This is a genomic window from Anaeromyxobacter dehalogenans 2CP-1, assembly GCF_000022145.1.
Classification (GTDB): Bacteria; Myxococcota; Myxococcia; order Myxococcales; family Anaeromyxobacteraceae; genus Anaeromyxobacter; species Anaeromyxobacter dehalogenans.
In genome coordinates this window covers 2,093,586-2,110,885 of sequence record NC_011891.1, presented here as the reverse complement: position 1 = coordinate 2,110,885, position 17,300 = coordinate 2,093,586, and the positions used below count along the sequence as shown (strand labels likewise).

General features: G+C 73.9%; 12 protein-coding genes. 4 read left to right on the top strand and 8 right to left on the bottom strand.

Annotated elements, in window-relative coordinates; genetic code table 11:
• The first annotated feature begins 46 nt into the window (after positions 1-46).
• Positions 47-826: a lysophospholipid acyltransferase family protein gene (locus A2CP1_RS09430; RefSeq protein ID WP_245530026.1), complete on the top strand. Its 780-nt coding sequence runs from the start codon at positions 47-49 to the stop codon at positions 824-826.
• Here A2CP1_RS09430 and pepD read toward each other — a convergent pair.
• Complete coding sequence (gene pepD, locus A2CP1_RS09425; protein WP_012633137.1) at positions 801-2,255, bottom strand: beta-Ala-His dipeptidase; 1,455 nt, start codon at positions 2,253-2,255, stop codon at positions 801-803. The two genes, A2CP1_RS09430 and pepD, sit on opposite strands and share 26 nt — an antisense overlap.
• A gap of 213 nt (positions 2,256-2,468) precedes the next feature.
• Between pepD and A2CP1_RS09420 the strand changes: the two genes are divergently transcribed.
• Positions 2,469-3,050 carry an LOG family protein gene (locus tag A2CP1_RS09420; protein ID WP_041450488.1) on the top strand — a complete coding sequence of 194 codons (582 nt, stop codon included), beginning with the start codon at positions 2,469-2,471 and terminating at the stop codon, positions 3,048-3,050.
• A 262-nt stretch (positions 3,051-3,312) separates the two neighbouring features.
• On the opposite strand, the gene A2CP1_RS09415 is transcribed toward A2CP1_RS09420, so the two are convergent.
• The 4 genes from A2CP1_RS09415 to A2CP1_RS09400 all read right to left on the bottom strand — a co-directional run bounded on the left by A2CP1_RS09415 (position 3,313) and on the right by A2CP1_RS09400 (position 6,935).
• On the bottom strand, positions 3,313-4,188 hold the full coding sequence (locus A2CP1_RS09415; RefSeq protein WP_012633135.1) for a hypothetical protein: 876 nt from the start codon (positions 4,186-4,188) through the stop codon (positions 3,313-3,315).
• Positions 4,189-4,228: 40 nt separating this feature from the next.
• Entirely contained in the window at positions 4,229-4,639 is a 411-nt protein-coding gene (locus tag A2CP1_RS09410) for a peptidoglycan-binding domain-containing protein (RefSeq protein WP_012633134.1), read from the bottom strand.
• Positions 4,636-5,793, bottom strand: a complete 1,158-nt coding sequence (locus tag A2CP1_RS09405; RefSeq protein WP_012633133.1) for a DUF748 domain-containing protein — start codon at positions 5,791-5,793, stop codon at positions 4,636-4,638. Before A2CP1_RS09405 ends, A2CP1_RS09410 begins: the two co-directional genes overlap by 4 nt.
• Before the next feature lie 65 nt (positions 5,794-5,858).
• A complete protein-coding gene (locus A2CP1_RS09400; protein WP_012633132.1) occupies positions 5,859-6,935 on the bottom strand; it encodes a trans-sulfuration enzyme family protein in 1,077 nt (358 codons plus the stop codon).
• Between the two features lie 129 nt (positions 6,936-7,064).
• Between A2CP1_RS09400 and A2CP1_RS09395 the strand changes: the two genes are divergently transcribed.
• Positions 7,065-8,249, top strand: coding sequence for a 6-phosphofructokinase (locus A2CP1_RS09395; protein WP_012525837.1), 1,185 nt, complete (start codon positions 7,065-7,067; stop codon positions 8,247-8,249).
• An 82-nt stretch (positions 8,250-8,331) separates the two neighbouring features.
• Here A2CP1_RS09395 and A2CP1_RS09390 read toward each other — a convergent pair whose 3' ends face one another.
• The 3 genes from A2CP1_RS09390 to fdnG form a co-directional block, all read right to left on the bottom strand.
• Positions 8,332-9,162: a formate dehydrogenase accessory protein FdhE gene (locus A2CP1_RS09390; RefSeq protein WP_012633131.1), complete on the bottom strand. Its 831-nt coding sequence runs from the start codon at positions 9,160-9,162 to the stop codon at positions 8,332-8,334.
• Positions 9,163-9,246: 84 nt separating this feature from the next.
• A complete protein-coding gene (locus A2CP1_RS09385; RefSeq protein WP_012633130.1) occupies positions 9,247-11,442 on the bottom strand; it encodes a 4Fe-4S dicluster domain-containing protein in 2,196 nt (731 codons plus the stop codon).
• 26 nt (positions 11,443-11,468) lie between these two features.
• On the bottom strand, positions 11,469-14,531 hold the full coding sequence (gene fdnG, locus A2CP1_RS09380; RefSeq protein ID WP_012633129.1) for a formate dehydrogenase-N subunit alpha: 3,063 nt from the start codon (positions 14,529-14,531) through the stop codon (positions 11,469-11,471).
• Positions 14,532-15,008: 477 nt separating this feature from the next.
• Here fdnG and A2CP1_RS09370 point away from each other — a divergent pair, with 477 nt between their 5' ends.
• Positions 15,009-17,300 carry a CHASE domain-containing sensor histidine kinase gene (locus tag A2CP1_RS09370; RefSeq protein ID WP_012633128.1) on the top strand — a complete coding sequence of 764 codons (2,292 nt, stop codon included), beginning with the start codon at positions 15,009-15,011 and terminating at the stop codon, positions 17,298-17,300.

Here is a 17,300-nt window from a genome sequence, read left to right as displayed (position 1 = left end):
GGGGCGCAGCGTGGCCGGCGGGCGCCCGGCCCGCTACCCTGTTCCCGTGCGCCGCCTGCTCGCCACCGCCCTCACCTACGCGCTCGCCGGGGCGGTGGTGGCCGTGTCCTTCCCGCTCGCGCTCGGCCTGTTCCTGCTCACCGCGCCGTTCGACCGGCGGCGGATGGCGGTGAGCGAGCTGCTCCGCTGGCTGGGCGAGGTGCTGCTGCGCCACGCGCCGCTCTGGCCGGCGCGCATCGAGGGGTCGCTCCCGCCGCCGCCCGCCACGTTCGTGGTCGTGCCGAACCACCAGTCCATCGTGGACGCGATCGCGGTCGCGTGCCTGCCCCGCAACATGAAGTGGCTCGGCAAGGTGGAGGCATTCCGGCTGCCCTGGCTCGGCTGGGCGTTCCACCTCGCCGGCTACGTGCCGGTGAAGCGCGGCGATCGCGCCAGCGGCGCGGCGGCGCTGGCGGCGATGCGGCGCTGGCTGGAGGCGGGGGTGCCGGTGGGCCTGTTCGCCGAGGGGCACCGCACCCGCGACGGCCTGCTCCAGCCGTTCCACGCCGGACCGTTCCGCCTGGCCGTGGACCTGGGCGTGCCCATCGTGCCGGTGGCGATCTCCGGCGCCTGGCGCGCCATGCCGCCGGACCGCGCGGCCATCCGGCCCGCCACCATCCAGGTGCGGATCCTGCCGCCGGTGCCGACCGTGGGCCGGACGCCGGCCGACGTGGATGCGCTCCGCGAGGAGGTGCGCGGCCGGATCGCGGCGGCGCTGGCGGAGCTGGAGGCCCCCGCCGCGCCGCCGCGGGCCGCGCCGGCTACGCCTGCTCCAGGATCGCGGTGAGCAGGCGCCAGAACGCCGCCACCGACGCGATCGAGACCCGCTCGTCCGGCGTGTGCGCGTCCCACATGCTCGGGCCGATGGAGGCCATCTCCATGCCCGGGTACTTCTCGCCGATGAGGCCGCACTCCAGGCCGGCGTGGATGGCCTTCACCAGCATCGGCTTCCCGAACAGCGCCTGGTGGACCCCGTTCACCAGCTTCACCATCCCGGACCCCGGCTCCGGCTTCCAGCCGGGGTAGCCGCCGGAGTGCCGGGCCTCGAACCCGGCCAGCGCCGCGATGGCGGCGATCCGGGCCGCCAGCGCGCGCTTGGAGGCGTCGATGGCGCTGCGCGTGAGGAAGCAGACCTCGGCCCGCCCCGTCGTCGCGTCCGCGTCCACGATGGCGAGGTTCGTGGAGGTCTGCACCAGCCCCGGGATGTCCGGGCTCATCGCCTCCACGCCGTGCGGCCCCGCCACGAGCAGCCCGATCACCGCGCGCGCGTCGGCGGCCGCGATCACCTGCGTCGCCGCGCCGGGCTCGAGGACGATCGTGAGGCCGGGATCGAACGCGCCCAGCGCTGCCTTCCAGTCCTGCGCCAGCGCCGCCACGTCCGCGCGGAGCGCCGCCTCGCGGGCCGGCTCGACCCGCACCACCGCCGAGGCCTCGCGCGGGATGGCGTTCCGCTTGTTGCCGCCCTTCAGCGCGGCGACCTCGAGGCCGTGCCTCGCGACCAGCGCCTCGAGCACCTGCCCCAGCAGGCGGACCGCGTTCCCGCGGCCGGCCGCGATGTCCACGCCGGAGTGGCCGCCCTTCAGGCCCATCACCCGCAGCCGCAGCGCGGTCCGGCCTTCCGGCGCCGGCGCGACGGCGAGCGCGCGCGACGCGACGGTGTCCACGCCCCCGGCGCAGCCGATGGTCAGCTCGCCCTCCTCCTCGCTGTCGAGGTTGAGCAGGCGCGGCGCGCGCAGCCAGCCGGCCTTCAGGTTGTTCGCGCCGGTGAGGCCGGTCTCCTCGTCCACCGTGAACAGCGCCTCGATGGCGGGGTGGGCGAGGTCGCGCGAGGCCAGCACCGCCAGCGCCGCGGCCACGCCCACGCCGTTGTCGGCGCCGAGCGTGGTGCCCCGCGCGCGCAGGACCTCGCCGTCGCGCCACACCTGGATCGGATCCTTCTCGAAGTCGTGCGGCGTGCCCTCGTTCTTCTCGCACACCATGTCGAGGTGGCCCTGCAGCGCCAGGGCCGGCCGGCCCTCGCGACCCGGCGAGGCGCGCTTGCGGACCAGCACGTTCCCGATGGCGTCGCGCTCCACCTCGCAGCCGAGCCGGGTCGCCTCCCCGGCGACCCAGGCGGCGGCCGCCGCCTCGTTCTTCGAGCTGCGCGGGATCCGCGAGAGGTCGAGGAAGTAGCTCCAGAGGGCCCTGGGCTCGAGGGTTCCGAGATCGGCGGACATGCGTGCTCCCGTTGCGAAGGTTCGCGGATGCGGTCCCCGCACCGTGCGGGCGGGCTCCGTGCGCGCGAAGCCTAGCAGGAAGCCGGCGCGGCGGAACGCCCTCGCGCGGCGGCCGCGGCCGCGTCACGGACGGCCGGCTCGCGTCTCCCTGCGGCGGGCGTCCGCCCGATGCGCTATACCGACGCCCTCCACACTCCCGGAGCGCTCCCCTCCATGCGGATCTGCATCTTCTGCGGCTCTTCCAGCGGTGTCCGGCCCGAGTACGCGGCCGCCGCCCGCGACACCGGCGCCCTGCTCGGCCGGCGCGGCATCGGGATGGTGTTCGGCGGCGGGCGGGTGGGCCTGATGGGCCTCGCCGCCGACGCCGCGCTCGCCGCCGGCGGAGAGGTGGTGGGCGTCATCCCCCGCACGCTGGTCGAGCGCGAGGTGGCGCACCAGCGCCTCACCGCGCAGCACGTGGTCGAGACCATGCACGAGCGCAAGGCGCTCATGGCGAAGCTGACCGACGCGTTCGTGGCGCTGCCGGGTGGGGCCGGCACCTACGAGGAGCTGTTCGAGATCTGGACCTGGGCGCAGCTCGGCATCCACCGCAAGCCGCTCGGCGTCCTGGACGTGTCCGGCTACTTCGCGCCGCTGCTGGCGATGGCGGACCACGCGGTGAAGGAGGGCTTCATGCGGCCCGAGTACCGCGCCATGCTTCAGGTGGCGCGCGATCCGGCGGAGCTCCTCGACAAGCTCGCCGCGTACCGCCCGCCCGAGCACAGGTGGGCGGCGGCGCGCGACGTGGAGCCCTGAGAGAGCGTGAACCCATCCCCTCCCGTCGCCGCGGCGGCCGATCCGCGTCGCATCGCTTCGTTGCTCCTCCCTGCACATGCCTCGGGGCATGCTCGGTCGTCGCGCCTCGCGCTGCTCGCGTCTCGACCGCCTGGCTCGGTCCGGGGATGGATTCACGCGCTCTGAGGGATCGATCGCCGCGCCGCTCGACTCCGCGCGGCCGAGGCCGCGCGACGCCCGGGATGAGCGGGCCGAGGTCGACGCGTCGCCCCTCTTCGAGGCCTCACGCCCGGCGCCGCAGCCGCCACGGCGCCGGGGCGCCCGCGCGCGCCCAGGCCGCGCGCGAGTCCGGCAGCATCTCGTCGCCGGCGGCCGCGCCCGCGGTGGCGCGCATCACCCAGCCCTCGCGCACGTCGGCGCGCAGCCGCGCCGCCATGGCGCGCGCGCTCGCCACCCGCCACCAGCCCAGCCCCGCCGCGAGCACCCACAGCGCGGCCGTGGCCGGCGCGGCCGCGTGCGCGCCCGCCCGGCCGGCCGCCGCCGCGAGCAGCGCCAGCGTGAGGATCGCGAGCGCCCATGGGAAGCGCGCCACCCGGGCGGCGAACGCGGCGATCTCGTCCTTCTCCTCCGGCGTGAGGGCGCGCTTCACCCAGCCGCCGCCCTGCAGCGCCTCGGGCACGTCCGACACCGGCAGCGCCCAGGTGACCGGGTCCGCCGGGAGCGCCGCGGCCTCGCCCACCGCCACGCGCCGCGCCCTGCCCCGCGCGCCGCCGGGCAGCACCCGGCCGCTGCGGGGCAGCAGCTCGAGCGCGCCGGCGCCCTCGCCGAAGCGCACCGCGAGCCCTTCGTCGAGATCGCGGGCCAGCGTCCGCCAGGCGCGGAGGCCGTCGCGCACCAGCAGCACGGCCGCGGGCACGCCGAGCAGCAGCACCAGCCCCATCCACCCGGTGCCGGCGGCGTAGGCCATGCGCTCGCCGAGGCGCATCACGTGCCGCGCGAACCACGGTGCGAGCGGCACGGTCGCGAGCGCGAGCGGACCCGCCAGCGCGGCCAGCACCGCGCGGAGCGCCAGCCGTCGGCGCAGCGCCGCCGCCCAGGTCCGCTCGCCGGGCGTCAGCGGGCGCGCGCCCGACTCCGGCCGTCCCTCGCAGTACCGCACGCGCCGACTGTACCAGCGGCGCCGCGCGGCGGGGGCCCCGTCACGAGCCGCCGCCGGGGCCCTCGTCGCGCCCGTACGCCCTTGCGGGATCGACGTGGAGCCGCCGCAGCGTCTCGCGATCCGGCGCGCCCGTGGCGGCCAGCCCCTGGGCCTCCTGGAAGCGGCGCAGCGCGGCGCTGGTGGCGCGGTCGAGCTCGCCGCGGCGGTGCGCGCCGAGGTAGCCGCGGTCGCGCAGCGCGTCCTGGATCTCGCCGACCGCGCCCGGGGCGAGCAGCGCCTCCGGCGACGACGGCACGCGCGGGCGCTCGCCGCGCGGGGGGACGCCGAGCTCCTCGGGCCGGTCCGGCGCCTCGGCCGCGCCCCCGGTCGGCGACGGGCGCACCGGCTCCCTCCTGCCGCCGGTCGCGCAGCCCAGGGCCGCCGCCAGCGCGAGCGCGCGCCAGGCCCTCATCGCTTCTCGCCCTTCCGCGGCTGCGCCCGCGGCGGCCCGTGCCCCGGCGACAGCGCCCGCCGCGCCTGCTCCAGCGTGCCCTGCTTCTCCTTCGCCTTCGGCGGCGGCAGGCCGGAGAGGCCGCCGGCCAGCCCGCGGACGAACGCGTTCCGCAGCACGCCGAGGATGGTCGGCACCGCCTGCACCTGCGGCCCTCGCACGCTCCCCTCGATCGGGATGGTGGTCGCGACGACCTCCTTGCCGCCGCGCTCGTCCGAGAACAGGTGCAGGGACGCGTCGGCGAGCATGGCCTTCAGCCGCGTGCCGAGATCCGACGCGCCGGCCTTCAGCTCGGCGTCCTTCACCAGCGGGCGCACGCCGCCGGAGAGCCGGCCGTCCTCGGCGCGGAAGCGCACGTACAGGTCGAGCGTCCCCTTCTCCGGCACGAGGTCGGTCTTCGCGTCGAGCAGCTCGCCCAGCTCCGCGAGCCGCAGCCCGGTGACCGTGCCCTGCCCGGCGAAGGTGAGCTGCTTCGCGAGCGGGTCCGCGGTCGCGAACACCGACACGGTGCCGGAGCGCTGCAGGGTGGCGCGCGCGGCGAGCACGGTGGGCTCCCGGCGCGCCAGCGCGGCGCGGGTGGCGAAGTTCTCGAGCGTGGCCTCGATGCCGTGGAACCACAGCCGCGGCTTCTCCTTCTCGCGGCCGTCCACCCAGAGCAGCTCGCCGTCCTTCACCTCGGCCCGATCGATCCGGAACGGCGCCAGCCGCTCCAGGCCGCGCCCCGCCTCCGACGCCTCCTTCGCCGCCTGCGTGCGCTCGCGCGCCTTCCCGACCAGCAGGTTCAGCTTGGGCCGGCGCAGCTCGACGCCTGCCACCACGTTCCCGTGCAGCAGCTCCTTGCCGTACAAGCCCAGCTCCACGCGCTCGGCCTCCAGGTACGGCAGCGCCGCGCCGCCCGCGCCCACCTTCACGATGCGCAGGTCGTGGATGACGTAGGACAGCGAGAGCAGCCGGATCTCCACGTCGGAGAACGTCCCGCGCATGCCCTCCAGGCCGGCCAGGACCTTGCGCGTCCGCCAGGTGGCGATCGGACCGAGCGCGAGCCGGGCCGCGATCCCGAGGACGAGCAGGATCCCGAGCGCGACGGCGAGGCGTCTGGCGGTGCGGCGCCGCATGGCCTCGCTGAAGCATGGCCCCGGACGCGCGGCCCGGCACCGCCGGGGACCGCCGGCCAGGCGCCCTATCCGGCGGCCACGGCGCGGAGCCCCTGCTCGAGGTCCGCGACGAGGTCCTCGGGATCCTCGAGGCCGGCCGAGACGCGCAGCAGCGCCGGCGGCGCCTCGGGGTCCACCTTGCGTCGCCACTCGACGAGCGACTCGACGCCGCCGAGCGAGGTCGCGTCCCGGAACAGCCGGAGCTTGCCGGGGAGCGCCCGCGCCTCGGCCTCGCTGCCGAGCTCGAACGCGAGCATGGGCCCGGGCCCACGCATCTGGCGGGCGGCCAGCTCCCGGCCCGGGAAGTCCGGGCGCGAGGGGTGCCACACGCGCGCCACCCGCGGCGCGAGGAACTCGGCCAGGCGCGTGGCGGTCGCGGACTGCGCCCGGACCCGGACGCCCAGCGTGCGCACGCCGCGCAGGACGAGCCAGGTCTCGAGCGCGCCCAGCACCGCGCCGCCGACCGTGCGCCCGCGGCGCAGCGCGGCGCCCAGCGCCGGATCGCGGGCCACCAGCACGCCGCCCAGCGCGTCGGAGTGGCCGGAGAGGAACTTGGTGAGCGAGTGCATCACCAGGTCGGCGCCGAGCGCGAGCGGCTGCTGCAGCGCCGGCGTCGCGAACGTCCCGTCCACCACCAGCAGCGCCCCGGCCGCGCGGGCGCGCGCCGCGTGCGCCGCGACGTCCTGCACCTCGCAGGTCGGATTGCGCGGGGTCTCCAGCCAGACGAGGTCGCCCTTGCCCACCGGCGCGTCGAGCGGGACCTTCTCCACCCCGAGCCGCGCCAGCGCGTCGATGGCGGCGTGCGTGCCGTGGTACCCGCCGCGGGCGATGGCCACGCGCCGGGGCTGCAGGTGGAGCAGGGCCGCCGTGACCGCCGCGAGACCGGAGGCGTACACCACCGCGGTGCCGCCCCCCTCCAGCGCGCCGAGCACCGCCTCCAGGCGGCGGCGCGTCGGCTGCTCGTCGCGCGAGTAGACGAGGCCCTCCGGGTTGTCCGCGTCGAAGGTGGTGGAGAGGTGGATGGGCGGGGCGACGTCGGGGGACGGCTCGAGGCCGGCGTCGGCGTGGAGGGCGAGGGTCTCGGGGCGGAGCGGATCGGCCATGCGGCGCATCCTCGTCCCGCCCGGCCCCGGCGGCAAGCTGCCGCACGCGTGACCCCGGCCCCGCCCGGTCACCGGGCGTCACGCTCCGGTTTCGGGCGCGGGCGCGCGGGCGCGGCTAGGATGCTGGCCATGACCAAGAAGCGCGTCGGCATCCTCACCGGCGGCGGCGACGTCCCCGGCCTGAACAGCGTCATCAAGAGCGTCGTGTACCGCGGCGCCGAGCACGACATCGAGGTCGTGGGCATCCGGCGCGGGTGGGAGGGGCTCACCCACCTCGACCTCACCGACTCCGCCAGCAAGGCGCGCTACGTCTGGCCGCTCGATCGCGAGAACACCCGCACCATCGACCGGACCGGCGGCACCATCCTCCACTCCTCGCGGACGAATCCCGCGAAGATGAAGAAGCTGCCGCCGCACCTGCAGGGGACGTCGTTCCCGACCTCGACCAGCACCAAGGGCGGGACGGCCACCACCACCTTCGACGTCTCGAAGCAGGTGCTCGCCAACCTGGAGGCGCTCGGGCTCGACTACCTGCTCGCCATCGGCGGCGACGACACGCTGTCCTACGCGGCCAGGCTCCACGACCTCGGGTTCAAGGTCATCGCGATCCCGAAGACCATGGACAACGACGTCCGGAACACCGAGTACTGCATCGGGTTCTCGACCGCGATCACCCGCGCCATGGACGCGATCGAGCGCCAGCGCACCACGGTCGGCTCGCACGAGCGCATCGGCGTGTTCCGGGTGTTCGGCCGGGACGCGGGGTTCACCTCGCTCTACACCGCCTACGTCACCTCGATCCGCTGCCTCATCCCCGAGCACAAGCCGAAGATCGAGCACGTGGTGGACCTGCTGGTCACCGACAAGCGCGACAACCCCTCGGGCTACGCGCTCATCGTGCTCTCCGAGGGCGCGCAGTGGGAGGGCTACGCGGTGCAGGAGTACGGCGACCCCGACGCGTTCGGCCACCGCAAGAAGGCCAGCGTGGGCGAGTCGCTCTCCGACGAGATCAAGCGGCGCACCGGCGAGGAAACGATCGTCTCCGACCTGACCTACGACCTGCGCTCGGGCGATCCCGACTTCATCGACAAGCTCATCGCGTACACCTTCGGCACCATGGCGTTCGACGCGGTGCTGGAGGGCAAGAGCGGCCTCATGTCGGCGCTGGTCGACGGGCGCTACGACCTCGTCCCCATCCCCGACCCGAAGCTCGGGCCCCGCAAGGTGGACGTGGCGAGCATGTACAACACCGACCGCCTGCGCCCGATCTACGCGAACAAGCGCGGGCTGCCGGTGTTCCTCAACAAGATCTGACGCGACCCCCGGCGCGGCGCCCGGCCCGCGCCGCCGCGGCCGCCCGTCCTCCGGCGCGGCGCCGCGGCGCGGTCCGACCGGCCTACAGCTCGTACAGCGACGTCCCGAGCCGCTTGTAGCCGCGCTCGCGGGCGAGCGCGTCGAGCTGGAGCGTGGTCCAGTCGGCGAGCAGCAGGTCCGGCGCGCCCTCCCGGGCCACCGTCTTGAGGTACCCGTTGCACCCCTGGCACACGTCGAGGCGCAGGCCGTCCTCACCCTCCACCTCGAAGACGTCGATCTTCTCGGCGGTGGCGTTGCCGCAGTACGGGCAGCCGATGCGGCGGAACTTCCAGCGCGTCCCGCAGCAGCCGCAGGCGAGGCGGCGCTCGCGGCCGGCCGCCGCCGGGACGAGCTGCGCCACCACCGGGCGCGCCGCGCAGGTGGGGCAGTGCGCGTGCATCCACCCGTCCTCGTCGCGCCAGGCCTGGAACGCGGCCACGGTGGGCGCGAGCACGCGCCGCAGCGCGCTCCAGCCCAGGTAGCGGAGGAGGCCCGGCTGCGCCGGCGCCTCGGCGTGCTCGCCGTCGAGCACCCAGGCGACGGCGCCGCGCAGATCCGCGGGCCGGCCGGCAAAGCGCTCCTTCAGCTCGCGCACGCCGGCCGCGACGGCGTCGGGCAGCGGCGCGGCGTCCAGCGCGGCGATCACCTGCTCGAGCGCGGCGGCGCCGTGCGCGGCGACGTCCGGCCGGCCCTGCTCGGCGCGCAGGAGCGCGACCCCGCGTCCGTACTCGGCGCGGTAGGCCTCCCACTGCTCCGGCGCGGGCGGGGGGGCCGCCTCGGCGCGCGCCGCGGCGTCCTCGACCCTCCCCTGGACGTCGGCGATCCGTGAGAGGTAGGGGTGGGTGCGCAGCCAGTCCTGGAGTTCCGTGTCCATGGGCCTTCCCTTGTAGCGAAAAGAGAAGCTCCCGGCACCGGGAACCGGCACCGGGAGCTTCGGGGTCGCGTACGCGCTGGCGCGTTACGCGCTGGCCTGCTCTGCGTTCGGCTCGTTCGCCGCCTGGGCGGGCTCCTCCTTCGGCAGCACCGGCATGTGACGGACGGCGAGGCCGAACAGGAAGATGGTCGCCGCGATGAGGCCGAGCGAGACGCCCCACTCGACCGCGCTCGGCAGGTACGGCTGCGCCGAGTCCTGGGGCATGGCGCCCTTCAGGTTCATCGCGAACACCACCACGCTCATGCGGTTCAGCACGATGCCGCCGGTCGCGAGGGCCGACGCCAGGCCCAGGACAGCCGGGCGCTCACGGAGCTTCGCCGCGCCGAGGAGCACGAGCGGGAGCAGGCCGCCCAGCAGCACCTCGACCAGGAACAGGCCGGCCTTCGGGCCGGTGAACGCGTGCCCGAGCTGGCCGCGGACGGCCAGGTCGCCCAGGCGGAACGCCTCGTACACCGCGAGGGCCCAGAACGCCACCTTGCCCAGCGCGGCGAGCTGCGCCACGCGGACCTGCCGCTTGAACGCCTTCGCGATCCACAGCTCCACCAGCACCATCAGGCCCAGACCAGCCGCGACGGACGAGAGGAAGAAGTAGACCGGCATGACCGGCGACCACCAGGCGTGGTCGAGCTTGTCGGGCATGAGCAGGAACAGCGAGCCCAGCGAGCTCTGGTGCATGGTGGACAGCGTCACCGCCGCGATGGCGAGCAGGATGGGCACCGGCTTCTCGCCCGGGCGCGTGCGGAACGCGTACGCCAGGACCGAGAACACCGCCGCCGCGCCGGCGGCGATCAGCACGTTGCGGGACATCAGGTAGACGAACAGCGTCACCGCGCCCACCACGTACCAGGGCGACCAGCGCTTCCAGGCGTCCATCGCCTTCTTCATGCCCCAGCGCTCGAACGGCACCGGCATGAACTCGAACGCGAGGACCGTCACGTACAGGCCGACGCACCAGGAGACCTCGAACATGGCCGAGTGGTGCGGGGCCTCGGTGCCGAGGCGCCAGAAGTGCCACGGCAGGCCGAGGTCGGCGAGCAGCGTCACCGTGACGAAGGAGTAGGACAGCAGGCCCATCAGTACGGCGGACCGTCCGATGGAGTACAGGTCCTTCCGCTGGAGCACGTAGATGAGGCCCGCGGTGGCGAACGCGCCGGCCGCGACCGCGATCCACACCAGGTCGAAGACGATCCAGAGGCCCCAGGCGTAGGTGTCGCTCAGGTTGGTGGAGCCGCCCAGGCCGAGGGCGAACCGGGCCACGAAGGAGATCGCGCCCCAGGCCATCACCGCCGCGAGCAGCTTGTTCGCGGTGGTCCAGAACGGCTGCTTCACCGGGGCGAACTCGGGGTGGTGCTCGTGCGCCTTCCCCTCCTTCGCCTTCACCTCCTGCTTGCGCTTCGACAGCGCGTACACGCCGCCGAGCGCCGCGCCCACCCCGATGACCGCGGGCGGGACCGCCCCGAGCGCCACCGCGCTGCGGCGCGGGAGCGGATCGGTGCCGAGGTCCATGGGGAACCCGAGCTTCTCGAACGGGACCGGCGACAGGTACAGCATGTTGGTCCCGCCCACCTCGTGCTCGCCGTAGACGTGGTCCACGTACTTGGACGGGCTGGCGGCGATGCGCGCGTGCGCCTCCTTCAGCAGCTCGTCCCGGTCGCCGTACTTCAGCGCGCCGGCCGGGCACTGCTTCACGCAGGCGGGGATCGCGTACGCCGCGGCGAGGTGGGTGCGCTCCTCGGCGGTGAGCGCGACGCCGTTGCGCTCCACGGGCACGGCCGCCGTCTGGCGGCCCACGCACATGTCGCACTTCTGGATCTTCGGCGCGAGCGAGTCCCACTCCGCGGTGGGCACGCCGAACGGGCAGGCCCACATGCAGTAGCGGCAGCCGATGCACTTCGAGGCGTCGTAGGCGACCGCGCCCGACTCGGTCTTGTGCAGCGCCGTCACCGGGCAGGCGGCCGCGCAGGCCGGCTCCTCGCAGTGCATGCACTGGCGCTTGGTGGAGACGTACCGGAGCCCGCCCGGCGCGCTCGCGTCCTCCACCTCGTCGAACGTGACCACCGCGAACGTGCTGGAGGTCAGCGTGTTGGGGTTCTGGAGCCCCTTGTCACCGCCGAGCAGGACGGTCTGCTCGGCGGGGAGGTCGTTCCATTGCTTGCAGGTGCTCTGGCAGGAGCGGCACCCGATGCAGTACGTCGTGTCGATCAACGTGGCCTTGCTCATCGTCGTGTCCTTTCAGCGCGCCGCCCCTACCGCGAGGCGACGGCCTCCTCCACGCGAGCGACGTCGACGAGGCACGCCTTCGTCTCCTGGGTGCCGGCTCCCGGGTCCACCGCGTCGATGGTCAGGTAGTTGGTGCTCGGACCGGTGCTGAGGCCCTTGAACCCCCAGTTGTAGGGCATCCACACCACCGGCACCTCCTGGCCGGCGATCGTCATGACCTGCATGCGCTTGGTGACGACGGCCTTCACCGTCACGTTCCCGCGCGCCGAGGTCACCTTCACCTTGTCGCCCGACCGGATCGCGAGCTTCGCGGCCAGCTTCTCCGGCAGCTCGATCACCGGCTCCGGGAACAGCTCGTTCAGCCACGGCACGTTGCGCGTGGTGGACCCGGCGCACCAGTGCTCCGCGATGGACGAGGTCATGAGCACGTACGGGAAGTCCTTCGACGCGCCGATGGGCTGCTTGGCCTTGACCCGCGGGTACTTGAGGCACGGGTTCGTCTGCACCTTCGGGTGCATGACGTTCGCGACCGGGCTCTCGACCGGCTCGTAGTGCTCGGGGAAAGGACCGTCCTTCGGCACGTAGGAGCTGTCGATCGGCAGCTCGTCCTTCGCCTCCTTGAAGGACTTGTACGGCGCGGCCATGAGCCGCCCCAGGCCCTCGGCGTTCATGCGGAACGCGCGCTGGCCCTCCGGCGTGTCCGGGCCCTTGGTGGCGTCCGGCACGTCCGGCGTGTCCTTGCCCTTCCACTTCTTCTCGGTCTCGTCCCAGGCGATGATCGGGATGGTCCCGGGCCAGGGCTTGCCGTTCGCGTCGCAGGAGGCGCGGTTGTAGAGGATCTTCATGTTGCCCGGCCACGACCAGGCGAAGTCCTTGTAGAAGCCGATGCCGGACTTGTCCGAGCTGTCGCGACGCTTCGACAGGTTCTTCCCGCCGGCGAAGACGCCCGCGTACAGCCAGACGCCCGACGAGGTGGAGCCGTCGGCCTGCAGCTGGCCGATGCCGCCCACGAAGTCACCCGCCTTCAGCACCTTGCCGTCGGGGAGCGTCACGTCGCGGTGCACGCGGCCGTTGATCTCCTTCAGCACGTCCTCGGCGCGGCTCTCGGCACGGTAGTCCCAGGCCGCCTTGGCGAGCGGCGCGTCCTTGGGATCCGCCGACCCGGCGTACAGGTCGCGGACCTTGCGGTAGACCGCGTCGATGATCTCGAGGTCGGTCTTGGCCTGCCCGGGCGGCTTCACCGCCTCGTGGCGCCACTGCACCATGCGGCCCGAGCCGGTGATGGTGCCCTCCTTCTCCATGAAGTACGCGGCCGGCAGCAGCAGCACCTCGGTCTGGATCGCCTTCGGGTCGGTGCCCGGGCGCTGCCAGAACGCGGCGGTCTCGGTCTCCCACAGCTCCTGCACCACCAGCATGTCGAGCTTCGACAGCGCGTCGTGCACGTAGGAGAGGTTCGGGTTCGTGACCATCGGGTTCTGCCCGAGGGCCCACAGCACCTTCACCTGCCCGGCGTAGGCGGCGTCGAGGATGCCGTACAGCGAGTAGTCCTTCTTGGCGCTCTTCTTCGGCAGCCAGGCCCAGCCGAACTCGTTCTCGGGGGTGGCGTTCTCGCCGAACCACGCCTTCAGGCCGTTCGCGGTCATCTTCGCGCGGAAGCTGCCGTTGGCCTTCGTCCAGTCCTTGAACGTCCTGTGGACGTGCTCGGGGTAGTTCAGGTAGCCGAACATGTAGCCGTGCAGCACGGACATGTCGCAGGCGCCCTGCACGTTCGGCTCGCCGCGCAGCGCGTTCACGCCGCCGCCCGCCACGCCGATGTTGCCGAGCAGCATCTGCAGGATGCCGTAGCAGCGGATGTTCTGGATGCCCACCGTGTGCTGGGTCATCCCGAGCGCGTACAGGATCGTGCCGGGGCGGTTGTTCGCGTACAGCTCCGCGATCTCGACCACCTGCTTCGCCGGCACGCCCGAGATCTGCTCCGCCACCTCCGGCGTGTAGCGCGCGAAGTGCCGCTTCAGCTTCGAGAACACGCAGCGCGGGTCGTCGAGGTCCTTCGCCTTGACCGGCTTGCGCGCGGCGTCGAGCTCGTAGCCCCACGAGGCGTTGTCGTACTTGTGCTTCTCGTGGTCGTAGCCCGAGAACACGCCCTCGTCGAAGCCGAACTCGTCCTTCGAGACGAGCAGCGCGTTCGTGTGCAGCTTCACGTACGCCTCGTCGTAGAGGCGCTTCTGCAGCACGTGGTTGATGACGGCCGACAGGAACGCGATGTCCGAGCCCGGACGGATGCGCGCGAACACGTCGGCGACCGAGGAGGTGCGGTTGAAGCGCGGATCGACGTGGATGATCTTGGCGCCCTTCTCCTGCGCCTTGCGGATCCACTTCATCGCCATCACGTGGTTCTCGGCGGCGTTGGATCCCTCGATCAGGAAGACCTTGGCGTTCTGCAGGTCAGCCCAACCATTCGTCATCGCGCCACGGCCGAACGATGCCCCCAGACTGGGGACGGTGGGGCTGTGTCAAAGCCTGGCCTGGTGCTCGACGTAGCTCGTCCCGAGGAGACGGCCCATCTTGTTGAAGAGGTAGCACTCCTCGTTCGTGTTCTGGGCGCCGCCCATGAGCGCGATCGCGTCGGTCCGGTTGACCGGGTACTCGGTGTCGCCGTCCTGCTCGGTGGCGGTCCAGCTCGCGTCGCGGACCTCCTTGAGCTTCCGGGCGAGCTTCTCGTACGCCTGCTCCCAGGAGAGCTCCTCCCAGCGGTCGGAGCCCGGCGCGCGGTACATCGGGACCTTCACCCGCTGCGGCGAGTCGTGCGTGGCCTTCATGGCCGCGCCCTTGGTGCAGAGCGCGCCGAAGTTGATGGCGTGGTCCGGATCGCCCTCGAGGTTGACCAGCTGCCCGTCCTTGACGTGGGCGACCATGCCGCAGCCGCACGAGCAGAAGTTGCAGGCGGTGGTGAACTCCTTGGTGCCCTTCAGCTTCAGGGCGCCGGTGGCGGCCCGCGCCTCACCCGGGCCGAAGCCCAGGTCGGCGAGCGCCAGCCCGGCCGTGCCCCCGGCTGCAATCTTCAACCAATTTCTTCTGCTCAGGGTCATTGTGGTGCTTCCCTCTCGTTGCCAATCCGGATGGCGGCTGCTCCGCGGGTCGCGGCGTGTGCACCGCCCGGGCCACCCGATCGACTGCCTCCTCGAGCGTAGGCCGGGCCTCGACGCGGGCGCACTGTACCGATCGGTCCACATTGATGCAAGTACGCGTCACGGCGAGCGAATTTAGGCCCAAGTCGAGTTCAAAGGTCCATGAAGTAGGGAATACCTGTTCCGGGGGAGCGGGAGAACCCCTGGACTTCTCGGGTCCGGTACCGGGTTGATCGGGATCAATTGCGCACGTGCATTTGGTCGCGCGCCCGGGGCCCGGACGAAAATTACGCGCCGGGATTCCCCTGCGGCCGTCCCGGCGCAATCGGTGCGCGGGGGCCGACGCGCGCCCGGGGGCGCCCGCGCGATGCCTCCCTGCCCGGCCCGCACAACGGGCATACTTTGACGAGGCGGGGCCGCGGGCCCGGCCAGACGCCCATGCCCAACCGCCGCCGCCCGCCCGTCGTCGTCCTCCGCACGCACGCGGTGCCCGCGGCGGTGGCCGCCATCAGCCTCGCCGCCGCGCTCGCGTCGTGGCAGTACGTCCGCGCCGCGGTCCAGGCCCAGGAGGCGGCGCGCTTTCGCGAGCGCGCCACCGCCGGCACCGACGCGATCCGCGACCGGATGAACGCGTACGTGGCGATGCTGCGCGCCACGCGCGGCTTCGTCGAGGCGACCGGCGGCGAGCCGGACCGGATCGGCTTCCGCGCCTACGTCCAGAGCACGGAGCTCACCCGCTACTACCGCGGCATCCAGGGCCTCGGCTGGAGCCGGGCGCTCCTGCCCCGCGACCTGGAGGCGCACGTGGCCGCGGTGCGGGCGCAGTGGGACCCCGGCTACCGCGTCTGGCCGGAGGGCGAGCGCGCGCTCTACTCCAGCATCGTCTTCCTCGAGCCGCTGGACTGGCGCAACCGCCGGGCGATCGGCTTCGACATGTTCTCCGAGCCGGTCCGGCGCGCGGCGATGGAGCGGGCGCGCGACAGCGGCGACGTGGCCGCGTCCGGGCCGGTGGAGCTGGTGCAGGAGGCCGGCAGCGAGCGCCAGGCCGGGTTCCTCGTCTACCTGCCGGTGTACGCTCGGGCGCCGCGCTCGCTGCAGGAGCGGCGCGAGCTGCTGCGCGGGTGGGTGTACGCGCCGTTCCGCGCCACCGACCTGCTGCGCTCCACGCTCGACGACGCGCCGGCGCGCACCATCGGGCTGGCGGTGTACGACGGCGAGGCGGAGACGACCGATGCCCTGCTGTACGACGACGGGACCGCCGCCCGGGGCGGCGCGCTCACGACCGCGCAGCGCCTGGAGGTGGCCGGCCGCACCTGGACCGTGCGCCACACCGCCACCGCCGCGTTCGTCTCGCTCACCGACCGCGCGCTCCCGGGCCTGGTGCTGGGGGTGGGCGCGGCGCTCACGGTGCTGCTGTTCTGGATCACCCGGTCCGAGGTGATGGCGCGCGGCCGCGCCGAGCAGGACGCGCGCCGCACCGCGTTCCTCGCCGCCGCCAGCCAGCGGCTGGCCTCGGACCTCGACTACCGGCGCACGCTGCCGGAGGTGGCCCGGCTCGCCGCCGAGCGGGTGGCGGACGCGTGCGTGGGCTGCGTGGTCGAGCCCACCGGGCCGCTGTGGTTCGCCGGCCACCGCGAGCCGGCGCGGGCCGAGGGCTGGCTGGCCGCGGCCGCCGCCGCCGGGCTGGATCCGGAGGGGCGCACCGGGATCGCGGCCGCCCTGTCCACCGGCCAGCCGCACGAGGTGGACCACGCGCCGGACCGCCTGCCCCACTTCGCGCGCTCGCCGGCGGTCGCGGCGCGGCTGCGCGAGGAGCGGGTGGAGGCGCTGCTCAGCGTGCCGCTGGTGGTCCGGGGCGAGCCGGTCGGCGCCGTGACCCTGCTCTCCGCGCACGGCCCGTTCGACGCCCACGACCGCGCGCTCGCCGAGGACCTGGCCCGGCTGCTCGCCGCCGCGGTCGACACCGCGCGGCTCACCTGGCGCGCCCAGGACGCGGTGCGCGTCCGCGACGAGTTCCTCTCCATCGCCTCGCACGAGCTGAAGACCCCGCTCACCTCGCTCGCGCTCCAGTCCGACAGCCTGCGCGCCAGCGCCGGGCGCGGCGACGCGGACGCGCTCGTGCGCAAGTCCGAGGTGATCCGGCGCAGCGTGGACCGGCTCACCCGGCTGGTGGCGAGCCTGCTCGACCTCTCGCGCATCAACGCGGGCCGGCTGGAGCTGGAGCTCGAGCCGGTGGACCTCGCCGAGGTGGCGCGCGACGTGGTGGCGCGGTTCGAGGAGGAGGCCTCGCGGGCGGCGTGCCCGCTCTCGCTGGAGGCGCCCGAGCCGGTGGTGGGGCGCTGGGACCGGGTGCGGCTCGACCAGGTGCTCACCAACCTGCTCGGGAACGCGGTGAAGTACGGGCCGGGCCGCCCGGTCGAGGTGCGCGTGCGGACCGACGGAGACCGGGCGCTGCTCTCGGTCCGCGACCACGGCATCGGCATCTCCGCCGCCGACCAGCGGCGCATCTTCGAGCGGTTCGAGCGCGCGGTGTCGCGCCGCCACTACGGCGGGTTCGGACTGGGGCTGTGGATCGTGCGGGAGATCGTCGAGGTGCTGGGCGGGACCGTCCGCGTCGAGAGCACGCCCGGCGCCGGCTCGACCTTCACCGTGACGCTGTCGCGCGCGCCCGAGGCCGCCGCGACGCACCGGGCCGGCGCCGCCACCACCAGCCCGCCCCCCACCGCCTGA

Coding starts and splice junctions, on each gene's coding strand:
- pepD (WP_012633137.1), bottom strand. CDS start 2,255: ATGTCCGCCGATCTCGGAACCCTCGAGCCCAGGGCCCTCTGGAGCTAC.
- A2CP1_RS09420 (WP_041450488.1), top strand. CDS start 2,469: ATGCGGATCTGCATCTTCTGCGGCTCTTCCAGCGGTGTCCGGCCCGAG.
- A2CP1_RS09410 (WP_012633134.1), bottom strand. CDS start 4,639: ATGAGGGCCTGGCGCGCGCTCGCGCTGGCGGCGGCCCTGGGCTGCGCG.
- A2CP1_RS09405 (WP_012633133.1), bottom strand. CDS start 5,793: ATGCGGCGCCGCACCGCCAGACGCCTCGCCGTCGCGCTCGGGATCCTG.
- A2CP1_RS09400 (WP_012633132.1), bottom strand. CDS start 6,935: ATGGCCGATCCGCTCCGCCCCGAGACCCTCGCCCTCCACGCCGACGCC.
- A2CP1_RS09395 (WP_012525837.1), top strand. CDS start 7,065: ATGACCAAGAAGCGCGTCGGCATCCTCACCGGCGGCGGCGACGTCCCC.
- A2CP1_RS09390 (WP_012633131.1), bottom strand. CDS start 9,162: ATGGACACGGAACTCCAGGACTGGCTGCGCACCCACCCCTACCTCTCA.
- A2CP1_RS09385 (WP_012633130.1), bottom strand. CDS start 11,442: ATGAGCAAGGCCACGTTGATCGACACGACGTACTGCATCGGGTGCCGC.
- A2CP1_RS09370 (WP_012633128.1), top strand. CDS start 15,009: ATGCCCAACCGCCGCCGCCCGCCCGTCGTCGTCCTCCGCACGCACGCG.